Below are 13238 nucleotides of genomic sequence, written 5' to 3'. Positions count from 1 at the left end.
TTTTTTGTATCTATAATTCAGCATCAAATTATTTTTCCGAGTGATTATCCTCGGGGGCGAAAGGTTAGGGTATTTAGGTCGGTAAGCTGAAAATCATGGGGCAGTGAACAGGAAATAGGTAGAGACGGAATAAGTGAGATTGATAGGCTTTATAATAATGGGTCGTGCGGGATTACCCGGCCTCTGGCCTCGCCCTTCGGGTCAACGCTGACGCGTTGCTGTCTCGCTTCGCTCGGCTCGAACCTGAACGCAGGTTTTACTCGTATCATCCTGATACTCGCCCTGCGGGCCAACACAAGTGTTGTTCAAAATTGTTCCATACAATTTTGTCACCCACACGACATGTATAGTATGCGATTTTTAAGTTTGTGGGGAGTTTTTGAGGTACTAGATATAATGGTGGGTCGTGCGGGATTCGAACCTGCGACCAATTGATTAAAAGTCAACTGCTCTACCAACTGAGCTAACGACCCATTATATAATCTGATAGGTAAAAGAAGTGGTGGGCGATACCAGATTCGAACTGATGACCCCCTCCGTGTAAAGGAGATGCTCTACCAACTGAGCTAATCGCCCACTTCTACTACTTATTTCTTACTATTTCTATCAATGAGAGATGAGTGGTGGGCGATACCAGATTCGAACTGATGACCCCCTCCGTGTAAAGGAGATGCTCTACCAACTGAGCTAATCGCCCTCATCTATCTCATTCTACTGCACAACACGTCGAGCTTGGTGGGCGATACCAGATTCGAACTGATGACCCCCTCCGTGTAAAGGAGATGCTCTACCAACTGAGCTAATCGCCCCGCCGTGTTGTTGGAGTCGCATTATAGGGATAGTTCGAAGTGAGTCAACGGTTTTTAAAACGAAAACAATCGTTCGCCGCAAATTTAAACAGGATGCGAGATTTATCACCGTCACAGACGTCTCTTTAGCCATGTATGTCAGTAATCATCAATTGCAGGTCGGTAACGTCGTTGAGGAATTACCACACAGTGGTAGAATGTCGCCTACTTTTTAGAATTTCGAACAACTGTCAGCCTCTGCGGGCAGGCGTAGCGTAATAAGGCATCAATCCCAATGAAAATCAAAACCCGTTTTGCACCTAGCCCTACCGGCTATCTCCACGTTGGTGGCGCGCGTACTGCGCTCTACTCCTGGCTATTCAGCCGCCATTTAGGCGGCGAATTTGTGCTGCGTATTGAAGACACCGATCTTGAACGCTCTACACAGGAAGCTATCGACGCCATTATGGATGGTATGAACTGGCTGAACCTGGATTGGGATGAAGGCCCGTATTTCCAAACCAAGCGTTTTGAACGCTACAACGCCGTTATTGACCAAATGCTTGATGCCGGTACTGCTTATCGCTGCTATTGCTCTAAAGAACGTCTGGAAGCATTGCGTGAAGCTCAAATGGCTAACGGTGAGAAGCCCCGCTACGATGGTCACTGTCGTGACAGCCAATGTACTCATGGCGCTGATGAGCCGTCAGTAGTGCGTTTTCGTAACCCGCAGGAAGGCTCTGTTATTTTCGATGATAAAATTCGTGGGCCAATCGAATTCAGCAATCAGGAACTGGATGACTTGATCATCCGCCGGACTGATGGTTCCCCAACCTATAATTTCTGCGTGGTGATTGATGACTGGGATATGGAGATCACCCATGTTATCCGTGGTGAAGATCATATTAACAACACACCTCGCCAGATTAATATTCTAAAAGCATTAGGTGCACCAGTACCTGAGTATGCTCACGTCTCAATGATTTTGGGCGATGATGGCAAAAAACTGTCTAAACGCCACGGGGCTGTTGGCGTCATGCAATACCGTGATGATGGTTATTTACCGGAAGCGTTGTTGAACTATTTAGTCCGTTTAGGGTGGTCCCATGGCGACCAAGAGATTTTCTCTATTGAAGAGATGACCCAGTTATTTACCCTGGATGCCGTTAGTAAATCAGCCAGTGCCTTTAATACCGAAAAACTTCAGTGGCTGAATCATCACTATATCAACAGCCTGCCACCTGAACAGGTTGCAGTACATCTTTCATGGCATGTTGAACAACTGGGTATTGATACACGTAATGGCCCTGAACTCGTTGAGATAGTAAAACTGCTGGGCGAACGTTGTAAGACACTGAAAGAAATGGCGGAGTCCTGCCGTTACTTCTATGAAGAGTTTGACGAATTTGATGTAGATGCCGCTAAAAAGCACCTGCGTCCCGTTGCCCGCCAGCCTTTGGAAGCCGTTAAAGTTAAACTCGCCGCCATCACCGAATGGACCACAGAGAACGTCCACAACGCCATTCAGGGTACTGCGGATGAATTAGGTGTCGGTATGGGTAAAGTGGGGATGCCATTGCGTGTTGCCGTGACAGGCGTTGGTCAATCACCCGGCATGGATGTGACTGTTCATGCTATCGGTCAAGCGCGCACGCTGGCACGTATTGATAAAGCTCTGGCCTTTATCAGCGAACGCGAATCTCAACAGTAGAATTTATCATTTTCAGTGTTATCAGGCGGCCACGCTGGTCGCCTTTTTGGTATTTGATAGCAGCAGCGGTGTGACAGCAAAGTTGTGAACATCATTCCATTTATTATGTTATTTGCAGGCTGATTTGACCGCTTTTTCAGCGCTTAACGCGAGAAATCGATTTAGCCGTTGACACAGTTTCGGGTGTCTCATATCATGCGCCCCGTTCACACGATTTATTATGTGCGCATTGGGGCTATAGCTCAGCTGGGAGAGCGCTTGCATGGCATGCAAGAGGTCGACGGTTCGATCCCGTCTAGCTCCACCACATTTCTTGGTTTGATTGAACAATCAAATGAATAAATTGGGGACACATAGATAAATCAGTACGAACAACCACATTTGTGGGGCTATAGCTCAGCTGGGAGAGCGCTTGCATGGCATGCAAGAGGTCGACGGTTCGATCCCGTCTAGCTCCACCACCCTTTAAAAAACCGGCTTCTGGCCGGTTTTTTGCTTTTCAGCGCCGACAGGCCCTTCCCTCGTTACATCATCGATAAACGTAAAACCGAACCGCTAAAACTGACTGTGAAAATTAACCAGTCCTCTATACCGTTATCGATTACTGCTATCCTGTCTTCATATTAATGATATTGATTACTATGAGGATTAAGAATGGATCCACATCAACAAATTATTCAGTGGCTACGAGCTGACCCTTATCGTATGCAGGCACTGTATGCGGCTCGTGAACTAGGGTTAAACCAGTGGTGCCTGGCGGCAGGTTTTGTCCGTAATCTGGTGTGGGATCAATTGCATGGATATCTTTCCCCAACTCCACTGAATGATATTGATTTGGTCTATTTCGATAAGAAAGATATCAGTAAGCAGCATGATTTACAGCTAGAGGCGCTATTGCTTCATAAGCAAACGGCTCAGAAAAACAGATTACCTTGGTCTGTGAAAAACCAGGCGAGGATGCATCTGCATAGCGACCGCCTGCCATATACCAGCACTGAAGATGCCATCAGCTATTGGATTGAAATCGAAACCGCTATTGGCGCCAGACTCACAGATAAGGGCGACATTGAGTTAATTTCCCCTCTTGGTTTAGCTGCGCTTTTTGCCCTAACGGTCACACTAAATCCAAAAAATGGCGAACTAACGACCTTTTATCAACGGGTCAACAGCAAAAGCTGGCTACAACATTGGCCAAATTTACATGTAGTTCCTTAGCTATCCCCAAAATAGCCAAGTGATAAGATTGTGTAAAAGTCACTTCAAACGTTAAAGGTTAATATCTGCCCGTCGATAAGCATTATTCCACTCATGTATTTCTGAGGAATAATAATGTCGAATACAATCTCTGCATCATCAGTTTCAGTCACCAGTAGCAGCACTTCTGAGAGCAGTACAGCGGCACAAATTAAGTCCCTTAATCAGCAGCTCCAAAAACTGACAGAACAATTAAGTGCCTTAAAAGATACGGATCTGAGCACTGATGAATTACAAAAACAGCAGCAACTGATTGAGACCCAAATTGCTGCGCTACGCGCTGAAATTGCCAAAATTCAGTCTGATGACGTAGATAAAACCAAAGAAAGTGACAACAATACGGTGAGTACACCTACAGCTGATGGGGTAAATCGCCCCTCTGCGCAGAATCAGATTAACGTTTATATCTGATGGCGTTTTGTACCTTACTATGTGGTGAAGTACGATACTACGTGGTGAAATGGCGATGGCTGGCCTACTATAGTTCATCATTTCGAGTTGGTCTTTCCATCGCCATTTGTTAGCCAGATTTAGCCAATTTTCAGCGGATTCACTAAGCTGTCTAGCCCTTCTATCTTGATCGCTAATGTCATCTCCATCAGCATCCCCAGTTTGCCTTGCGGAAATTCACCTTTGCGCGCAAACCATAATAGGTACTCTTCCGGCAAGTCGATCAACACCCGCCCTTGGTATTTACCAAAAGGCATTCGGGTATTCGCAATCTCAATCAAATTCTCTTTTTCCATATCGCCCCCGGCGTTAGGATTATTCACCCAGCAAACGGATCATTTCAGCTTCATCAATAACTTTAATTCCGAGTTCCTGCGCTTTCGCCAGTTTAGAACCAGCCGCCTCGCCGGCGATCACCAGATGCGTTTTTTTAGAGACACTGCCACTCACTTTTGCGCCTAATGCTGTCAGGCGGTCTTTCGCTTCATCCCGTGAAAGGATCGTCAATGAGCCCGTCAGGACTACAGTTTTTCCAGCGAATGGGCTGTCGATCTCCTCGACTACGATTTGCTGCGGCTCAGGCCAACTGATCACTTTCTCCAGTTCTTCGATGACTTTCTGATTATGTTCCTCACTGAGGAAGTTCATCACATGTTTAGCCACCACCTCGCCGACATCCGGCACACTTTTTAACGCCTCAATATCTGCTGCACGCAGATTATCCAGAGTACGGAAGTGAGCGGCTAAATTCGCGGCCGTCGCTTCGCCCACTTCGCGGATCCCCAAGGCATACAAGAAGCGTGCAAAGGTGGTCTGTTTAGCCTTCTCCAGCGCCGCAATCAGATTTTGCGCAGACTTTGGCCCCATCCGGTCTAACCCCGTCAATTTACCCGCGGTCAGTTGGAATAAATCAGCTGGATTTTCAACATACTGTTTCTCGACCAGCTGTTCGATAATTTTATCGCCCATACCGTCTACATCCAGTGCTCGCCGGGAGACAAAATGTTTAAGTGCCTCTTTACGCTGTGCGGCACAGAACAGGCCGCCAGTACAGCGGGCAACAGCCTCCCCCTCCACCCGTTCAATATCGGAGCCACACACCGGGCATTGGCTCGGGAAGGTGATCTCCTTGGCATCATCAGGCCGTTGTTCCATGACTACACCAACAACTTGTGGGATCACATCCCCCGCACGGCGCACAATGACCGTATCGCCAATACGCAAACCAAGGCGCTCGATTTCATCGGCATTGTGCAATGTCGCATTACTGACAATCACGCCTGCAACCTGAACCGGTTCCAAACGAGCTACGGGAGTAATCGCACCGGTACGGCCCACTTGAAATTCTACTTCACGGACTTGTGTGATCTGTTCCTGCGCAGGGAATTTAAATGCCGTCGCCCAGCGTGGGGCACGCGCAACAAAACCCAATTGCTCTTGTAAAGCAAGATCATCAACTTTGATCACCACACCATCAATATCAAAGCCCAAGCCTGTACGGTCTTGTTCTATTTGACGATAAAAAGCAATCACCTGATCACTGCCAGTGCAGAGTTTCACCCGCTCACTTACGGGTAACCCCCATGCCTTAAATTGCATCAGACACTGAATGTGGCTACGGGGCATCTCGCCGCCATCCAGTAGACCAACACCATAGCAAAAGAAGGTTAGTGGCCGTTTGGCTGTAATACGGGGATCAAGTTGGCGTAACGATCCAGCCGCTGCATTTCGTGGATTGGCAAAAACTTTCCCTCCTTTGCGGCGAGCCTCTTCGTTAAGTTGTTCAAAACCGGCTTGTGGCATAAAAACCTCGCCACGGACTTCTACACGGTGCGGAACATTATCCCCATGTAGACGCAGTGGAATTGCGCGGATAGTACGCACATTAGCAGTAATATTTTCCCCCGTAGTGCCATCACCACGTGTCGCAGCCCTTACCAACTCACCATTTTCATACAATAAGCTGACAGCCAGACCATCTAGTTTCAGCTCACAACAGAATGTCAGTGGTTCCGCCGTTTTAAGCCGGTCATGTACCCGTTTATCAAAGGCCAGATAACTTTCTTCATCAAACACATTATCAAGAGACAGCATCGGTACTTCGTGCTTCACCTGTTCAAAGGCATCAAGAGGCGCGGCACCAACCCGTTGCGTCGGAGAGTCATTGGTCACCAGTTCAGGATGTTGTGCCTCTAAATCACGCAGTTGTTGCATCATACGGTCGTATTCAGCATCAGGGATCTCAGGGGTATCCAGTACATGGTATTGATGTTCATGATGGCGCAATGAAGTTCTTAGTTGATTAATTTGTTGGATTATCGATTCCATAGCTCATCACCAAAGATAAAAAACCCCCGGCATGCGGGGGTTCGGGTTAATTCGGTTTATTACGAGGCAATCGCTTTATAAAAAAAGATCATCAAGCAATTGTATTCGCATCCAGCACTTCACGGATACGCGCCTTATACGATTCCAATTTCTGCGGGGTCATCATGCGGCGTTCATCATCTAACACCACACCACCGACGTCATCGGCAATACGTTGGGCTGATTGCAGCATTAATTTAAAGTTCTGATTCGCATCGCCGTATGACGGTACCATCATAAACATTGAAACACCGGGCGTTGAAAAATCAGACATAGTGTCAGGGTCAAATGAACCTGGTTTTACCATATTCGCCAGACTGAATAAGACCGGCCCGCTGCCTGCAGGGCTAAGATGGCGATGGAAAATACCCATCTCGCCGAACTGGAAACCAGATTGAAGAACACTTTGCAGTAGTACCTCACCACCGATAACACCACCGTGATGCGCTGCGACGTGCAGCACCAAAACAGTTTCTTTTAGCTTTTGTGGTTTCGCTTCGGGTGCTGGAGCGACTGGCTCTTGCTGAGATTCCACATGCTGTTGTGAAGCCACCTGAGGTGCAGGTTTTTCCACATGCGGTGGCTCTGCGTGTTGCAGCTGTGAATAAGATTCATCAACCGTGCCAAGCAAAGGATCACGCGATAAGTCATGCGGTGGTTGTTCAGCAGATAGCCCCCCCAAAAGCGGGTCGTCATAATCTGTTTGTACTGAAGCAAAAGGCGTCTGACGAGATGCCGTCTTAGCCTGAGCCGGTTTTGTTTCAGCATGCTGAATAACCGGCACTTCATCGTCATCATCATCAAGATGATTAAATGAAGACTTTTCTTGTGGGTGAGACGTGCGGACGCGCACTTCTCCTACCCCTTCATCGAGACTCTCGATCGGGGTTTCAACACGTTCTTGTTTTGTACGTTTAACTGGGCGATCGCGAAAAAGTGAAGAGCGCTCTTTACGGCTGGTCCACAAACCATGCAATAACAACGCTATTATGGCGATCGCGCCAACAACGATTAATATCAGACGCAAATCCTGCATCATTACTATCTCTGTTGTTCCAATACATTGCCACCGCGGCAAACATTCACCCTTTAACTCTATTTCCCAACGAACACAAGTGCAAGTCCGTGCTCAATTTTCTTCGAAGAAAGATGATTATGCTAGGTGTTTCGCTTAATTTTTGCACAAAATACGACTATGCAGTGGGAAATCATACCGATATGATACACCGGTCAATAAGATTATAGTGAACGGAATGGCATGACATACGTAAAAAAGGCGGTAATAAAGTGAGTGGTTTCTCTTATTTTGCTCAAGGATGGCAACTAATCTCTCGCCCTGGCATCCGGCGATTCGTTATTTTACCTTTATTGGTGAATATTCTACTAATGGGGGGGGCTTTTTGGTGGTTATTCAATCGGATAGGTGATTGGGTTCCACAGTTAATGAGCCATATTCCCAGTTGGCTGCAATGGCTAAGTTACTTACTGTGGCCAGTGATGGTGATTTCACTACTGCTGGTATTCAGTTATCTGTTCAGTACACTCGCCAATATCATTGCAGCACCGTTTAATGGCTTGCTGGCTGAACAGTTGGAAGCCAGTTTGACCGGAAAGCCCCTACCCGATACGGGAATTTGGGGGATCGTCAAAGATTTACCCCGTATCATGGCGCGAGAATGGCGCAAATTGGCTTACTACTTACCACGAGCGCTCGTGTTGTTACTGCTCTATTTTGTCCCTGGCGTTGGTCAAACAGTGGCTCCAGTATTATGGTTCTTGTTCAGTGCCTGGATGCTATCGATCCAATACTGTGACTATCCTTTTGATAACCATAAAGTCAGTTTCCAACAGATGCGCATTGCGCTGCGTCAGAATAAAGTCGATAACTTGCAATTTGGTGCTCTGGTGAGCTTATTCACCATGATACCCTTCCTAAACTTGGTGATTATGCCAGTGGCCGTTTGTGGCGCTACCGCCATGTGGGTTGATCGCTATCGCAGCCAGTTTATTCAACTGCCATGATCATTTTCAGTGGGCGTGTCTAACACGCCCTTGTTATTGGGATTAAAACTTATTTCTTAATAACATATCGATATAACAATTACTTACTTCCATAGCCATACTGTTCGCGTATGATTTGAACGTTCCCTACATTTTCATAGAGTTAAAGGACGGGCTATGAGCAAGATATATGAAGACAATTCTTTAACAATCGGCCATACGCCGCTGGTTCGACTGAACCGTATCGGCAACGGACGTATTTTGGCGAAAGTTGAATCGCGTAACCCAAGTTTCAGTGTGAAGTGCCGTATCGGTTCCAACATGATTTGGGATGCTGAAAAACGGGGCATTCTTACTGCAGGCAAAGAACTGGTTGAGCCAACCAGCGGGAATACGGGTGTTGCCCTGGCATTTGTCGCCGCTGCACGCGGCTATAAATTAACCCTTACCATGCCTGAAACCATGAGTATTGAGCGCCGCAAGTTGCTGAAAGCACTGGGAGCCAATTTGGTACTTACCGAAGGTGCTAAAGGGATGAAGGGCGCGATTGCCAAAGCGGAAGAAATTCAAGCAACCGATCCAGAACGCTATCTTATCTTGCAACAATTCAGTAACCCGGCTAACCCTGAAATTCATGAAAAAACCACCGGCCCAGAAATCTGGGAAGATACTGATGGTGATGTAGATGTCTTCGTCTCTGGGGTAGGTACTGGCGGTACCCTGACCGGTGTCAGCCGCTATATTAAAAACACCAAAGGCAAAGCCATCACGACTGTTGCCGTCGAACCCACTGACTCCCCCGTGATTACCCAAGCGCTGGCCGGTCAGGAAATCAAACCTGGTCCGCATAAAATCCAAGGTATTGGTGCGGGTTTTATCCCCGGTAACCTCGACTTGAGTCTGGTTGATCGTGTAGCACTGATAACCAATGACGAAGCTATTTCGATGGCCCGCCGTTTAATGGATGAAGAAGGCATTCTAGCTGGTATTTCTTCAGGTGCTGCCGTTGCTGCCGCAGTTAAGCTTTCAGAAGAGGAAGGCTTTACTGACAAAACAATTGTGGTTATTCTTCCCTCCTCGGGTGAACGGTATTTAAGTACAGCATTGTTCGCAGATTTGTTCACAGAGCAAGAGCTGCAACAGTAGTCTGGGCTACCGCACTAAATGCAAAAAAAGCACCCTTTCGGGTGCTTTTTTTGTGGAGTACATCAAAGTTTTTACTACATAAAGATTGATTTTACCCTTCGGGTTTAGTATTTAACGGGTAATTATTTTGATACGCGAAATTAATCGCGTTTCAGTCACACCTAAGGCTGAATCGATTTATCTATTTTGCAGTACAACAAAAGATGGCATGACTAAACGCAGATTGAAGACATAATGCAAAGAGAGCATTATCCTTAGATACGATAGGGTCGTTTAGATCTGCACCCAAGTCAGAATCTAAAACTGTCTTTGTGAGTTGCCAATGGTTAAGGCATAGTCATGCGCAGGCCCTATATTGTTTAGTTATGCGTATCGTTAGTAATGCTAATTGTTAGTAATGCGCACACCAATACACAGGCTAAAGTTTATAATTTACACTAAACTTTAGCCTCACAACATAAATCCAATCAGTTGGGGAAACACAATGTTCCAGCAAGAAGTTACTATTACTGCTCCAAACGGTCTACACACCCGTCCTGCTGCTCAGTTCGTTAAAGAAGCGAAAGGCTTTACCTCTGAAATTACTGTGACCTCAAACGGTAAAAGTGCCAGTGCCAAGAGCCTGTTTAAACTGCAAACTTTAGGCCTGACCCAAGGTACTGTAGTCTCGATCTCTGCTGAAGGTGAAGATGAGAAAAAAGCGGTTGAGCATCTGGTAAAACTGATGGCAGAGCTTGAGTAATCAACGCGCTCTTTTTTAGTTAACACCAGTCAAGAGTAAGGTAGGGTTATGATTTCAGGCATTTTAGTATCACCGGGTATCGCTTTTGGTAAAGCACTTCTACTGAAAGAAGATGAGATTGTCATCAACCGGAAAAAGATCTCTGCTGACCAAGTGGAGCAGGAAGTCGAGCGTTTCAAAACTGGGCGCGCCAAAGCGGCTGAGCAGTTAGAAGCGATTAAGACCAAAGCTGGTGTAAGCCTAGGCGAAGAGAAAGCTGCCATCTTCGAAGGGCATATCATGCTATTGGAAGACGAAGAGCTTGAGCAGGAAATCATAGCCCTCATCAAAGATGAGCATGCCTCTGCTGATGCAGCCGCTTATTCTGTCATTGAAGGCCAGGCAAAAGCCTTGGAAGAATTAGATGACGAATACCTAAAAGAACGTGCCGCTGACGTACGTGACATCGGTAAACGCCTGCTGAAAAATATTCTTGGTCTGAACATTGTTGATCTGAGTGCGATTCAGGATGAAGTCATTCTGGTTGCCACCGATTTGACACCGTCAGAAACCGCACAGCTTAATCTGGATAAAGTGTTAGGGTTCATCACCGATATTGGTGGCCGTACCTCTCACACCTCGATTATGGCTCGTTCTCTGGAATTACCCGCCATCGTTGGCACCAGTAATGTGACCAAGCAGGTCAAGAATGATGATTACTTGATCCTCGATGCAGTTAACAACAAAGTGTATTTGAATCCAACTGCCGATGTGATCGAGCAGTTGAAAGCGGTGAAAAACCAGTACATCACCGAAAAGAATGAATTAGCTAAATTGAAAGACCTGCCAGCTATCACCCTTGATGGTCATCAGGTTGAAGTGGTTGCCAACATTGGTACTGTGCGTGATATCGCCGGTGCTGAGCGTAATGGCGCTGAAGGTGTTGGTCTGTATCGTACCGAATTTCTATTCATGGACCGCGACTCTCTGCCTACAGAAGAAGAGCAGTTCCAGGCTTATAAAGCCGTAGCAGAAGCTATGGGTTCTCAGGCAGTTATCGTCCGCACAATGGACATCGGTGGCGACAAAGATCTGCCGTATATGAACTTGCCGAAAGAAGAAAACCCATTCCTTGGCTGGCGTGCCATTCGTATCGCTATGGATCGCAAAGAAATTCTGCACGCACAACTGCGGGCAATCTTGCGGGCATCGGCGTTTGGTAAGTTGCGTATCATGTTCCCGATGATTATTTCGGTCGAAGAAGTCCGTGAACTGAAAGCAGAACTTGAACTGCTGAAAAGCCAGCTACGTGAAGAAAATAAGGCCTTTGATGAAACTATCGAGGTCGGTGTAATGGTTGAAACACCAGCGGCGGCGGTTATCGCTCGCCATTTAGCTAAAGAAGTTGACTTCTTTAGTATTGGGACAAACGATCTAACTCAGTATACTCTGGCAGTAGATCGTGGCAATGAGCTGATTTCTCATCTCTATAATCCAATGTCACCATCAGTATTGGGCCTGATAAAACAGGTTATTGATGCATCTCACGCTGAAGGTAAGTGGACCGGTATGTGCGGTGAACTTGCTGGCGATGAACGTGCTACACTGTTGTTATTGGGCATGGGGCTGGATGAGTTCAGCATGAGTGCAATTTCGATCCCACGCATCAAGAAAATTATCCGTAACACGAATTTCGAAGATGTGAAGGTGTTGGCAGAGCAGGCACTGGCTCAGCCAACAGCGAAGGAATTGATGGATTTGGTTACCACATTCATCGAAGAGAAAACACTCTGCTAATTCCACGATACTGGGACGCTGCCCAATATAAATACTTAGGAGAAGATCATGGGTTTGTTCGATAAACTGAAATCACTGGTTTCAGATGATAAAAAAGACAGCAGTGTTATTGAAATAGTTGCACCGCTGTCTGGTGAGATCGTCAACATTGAAGATGTTCCTGATGTTGTTTTTGCAGAGAAGATCGTGGGCGATGGTATTGCTATCAAGCCCTCTGGCAATAAAATGGTTGCTCCAGTTGACGGCACCATCGGTAAAATTTTCGAGACTAACCATGCTTTTTCTATCGAGTCAGATAGCGGCATTGAGCTGTTCGTCCACTTCGGTATTGATACTGTTGAACTGAAAGGCGAAGGTTTTACACGTATCGCTGAAGAAGGGCAACGCGTCAAGAAAGGTGACGTGGTGATCGAGTTCAATTTGGCCCTGCTAGAAGAAAAAGCCAAGTCTACATTGACACCAGTTGTTATCTCTAACATGGATGAGATTAAAGAACTGATTAAGCTTTCTGGTAGCGTGACTGTGGGCGAAACACCTATTATTCGTATCAAGAAATAGGCCGTATCAAGTAATAGCCCTCGTATCGATACCGATGAAAAACGGCGCTCAAGGGTGCCGTTTTGCTGCTTGTCTTTCTGGTCTATTATCTCCTTTATGTTTGCTCCAGCCTGATTGAGGTAATTTGGGGTTTCTTCCCAGCGAAAAGAGCGGCGGAGATGGACCCCATTAGGGCGTTAGAACGGGAGTAGTAACTTGGTCATCACGATGAGGTCGATGGCCTTCATCGTGATAGGTCATCCGTGACCTTTTATTGTTGTAATAACTCTATTTCAATAAAACTAAAAAACTTACCATCACTGGCTTTCCTCATTTATTTTTTGTTTCATCATGAGGTATTTTATACCCATCGACCTTCAAGCTGCAGGGGTGTTAACTGCCCTTGCCGCCTTCCTGCTACTCGAATTATTTTGGGTATAGATGCCCTTTTGATACAAAATAAAAA

At 46.4% G+C, this 13238-nt stretch carries 11 protein-coding genes, 6 tRNA genes and 1 other RNA gene; 10 read left to right on the top strand and 8 right to left on the bottom strand.

All coding sequences use genetic code 11. From position 1 onward, the window contains the following. Positions 1 to 155: 155 nt before the first annotated feature. The 5 genes from AC971_RS23075 to AC971_RS12080 all read right to left on the bottom strand — a co-directional run bounded on the left by AC971_RS23075 (position 156) and on the right by AC971_RS12080 (position 809). Positions 156 to 280: non-coding RNA, RtT sRNA (locus AC971_RS23075), on the bottom strand. Between the two features lie 117 nt (positions 281 to 397). After that, a tRNA-Lys gene (locus tag AC971_RS12095) sits at positions 398 to 473 on the bottom strand. A 27-nt stretch (positions 474 to 500) separates the two neighbouring features. Beyond that, positions 501 to 576, bottom strand: a tRNA-Val gene (locus AC971_RS12090). A gap of 45 nt (positions 577 to 621) precedes the next feature. Then, a tRNA-Val gene (locus tag AC971_RS12085) sits at positions 622 to 697 on the bottom strand. Between the two features lie 36 nt (positions 698 to 733). Further along, positions 734 to 809: transfer RNA gene (locus AC971_RS12080), tRNA-Val, on the bottom strand. Between the two features lie 274 nt (positions 810 to 1083). Here AC971_RS12080 and gltX point away from each other — a divergent pair. From gltX to AC971_RS12055, 5 genes are all read left to right on the top strand, one after another. Next, positions 1084 to 2499 carry a glutamate--tRNA ligase gene (gene gltX / locus AC971_RS12075; RefSeq protein WP_025384420.1) on the top strand — a complete coding sequence of 472 codons (1416 nt, stop codon included), beginning with the start codon at positions 1084 to 1086 and terminating at the stop codon, positions 2497 to 2499. A gap of 231 nt (positions 2500 to 2730) precedes the next feature. Then, positions 2731 to 2806 (top strand) — tRNA-Ala (locus tag AC971_RS12070). A 78-nt stretch (positions 2807 to 2884) separates the two neighbouring features. Beyond that, a tRNA-Ala gene (locus AC971_RS12065) sits at positions 2885 to 2960 on the top strand. A 193-nt stretch (positions 2961 to 3153) separates the two neighbouring features. Then, positions 3154 to 3714, top strand: a complete 561-nt coding sequence (locus AC971_RS12060) for a nucleotidyltransferase family protein (protein WP_025384421.1) — start codon at positions 3154 to 3156, stop codon at positions 3712 to 3714. A gap of 114 nt (positions 3715 to 3828) precedes the next feature. After that, complete coding sequence (locus tag AC971_RS12055) at positions 3829 to 4164, top strand: FlxA-like family protein (RefSeq protein WP_025384422.1); 336 nt, start codon at positions 3829 to 3831, stop codon at positions 4162 to 4164. A 119-nt stretch (positions 4165 to 4283) separates the two neighbouring features. On the opposite strand, the gene AC971_RS12050 is transcribed toward AC971_RS12055, so the two are convergent. The 3 genes from AC971_RS12050 to zipA form a co-directional block, all read right to left on the bottom strand. Next, positions 4284 to 4499 carry a DUF3820 family protein gene (locus AC971_RS12050; RefSeq protein ID WP_025384423.1) on the bottom strand — a complete coding sequence of 72 codons (216 nt, stop codon included), beginning with the start codon at positions 4497 to 4499 and terminating at the stop codon, positions 4284 to 4286. 19 nt (positions 4500 to 4518) lie between these two features. Then, complete coding sequence (gene ligA, locus AC971_RS12045; protein ID WP_025384424.1) at positions 4519 to 6531, bottom strand: NAD-dependent DNA ligase LigA; 2013 nt, start codon at positions 6529 to 6531, stop codon at positions 4519 to 4521. 91 nt (positions 6532 to 6622) lie between these two features. Next, on the bottom strand, positions 6623 to 7609 hold the full coding sequence (gene zipA, locus AC971_RS12040) for a cell division protein ZipA (RefSeq protein ID WP_025384425.1): 987 nt from the start codon (positions 7607 to 7609) through the stop codon (positions 6623 to 6625). A 248-nt stretch (positions 7610 to 7857) separates the two neighbouring features. On the opposite strand from zipA, the gene cysZ reads away from it, so the two are divergent. From cysZ to crr, 5 genes are all read left to right on the top strand, one after another. Continuing rightward, positions 7858 to 8592: a sulfate transporter CysZ gene (gene cysZ, locus AC971_RS12035; protein WP_025384426.1), complete on the top strand. Its 735-nt coding sequence runs from the start codon at positions 7858 to 7860 to the stop codon at positions 8590 to 8592. A 156-nt stretch (positions 8593 to 8748) separates the two neighbouring features. Further along, positions 8749 to 9717 carry a cysteine synthase A gene (gene cysK, locus AC971_RS12030; RefSeq protein ID WP_025384427.1) on the top strand — a complete coding sequence of 323 codons (969 nt, stop codon included), beginning with the start codon at positions 8749 to 8751 and terminating at the stop codon, positions 9715 to 9717. A gap of 484 nt (positions 9718 to 10201) precedes the next feature. Then, a complete protein-coding gene (gene ptsH, locus AC971_RS12025) occupies positions 10202 to 10459 on the top strand; it encodes a phosphocarrier protein Hpr (RefSeq protein WP_002208488.1) in 258 nt (85 codons plus the stop codon). Between the two features lie 48 nt (positions 10460 to 10507). After that, positions 10508 to 12235, top strand: coding sequence for a phosphoenolpyruvate-protein phosphotransferase PtsI (gene ptsI, locus AC971_RS12020; protein WP_025384428.1), 1728 nt, complete (start codon positions 10508 to 10510; stop codon positions 12233 to 12235). Positions 12236 to 12283: 48 nt separating this feature from the next. Then, positions 12284 to 12793, top strand: a complete 510-nt coding sequence (gene crr / locus AC971_RS12015) for a PTS glucose transporter subunit IIA (RefSeq protein ID WP_002208491.1) — start codon at positions 12284 to 12286, stop codon at positions 12791 to 12793. The last annotated feature ends 445 nt before the right edge of the window (positions 12794 to 13238 follow it).

The sequence above is a fragment of the Yersinia similis genome (assembly GCF_001053095.1).
GTDB classification, from domain to species: Bacteria; Pseudomonadota; Gammaproteobacteria; order Enterobacterales; family Enterobacteriaceae; genus Yersinia; species Yersinia similis.
The sequence above is the reverse complement of the archived record's forward strand: the minus strand, read 5'-3'. Positions and strand labels throughout refer to the sequence as shown.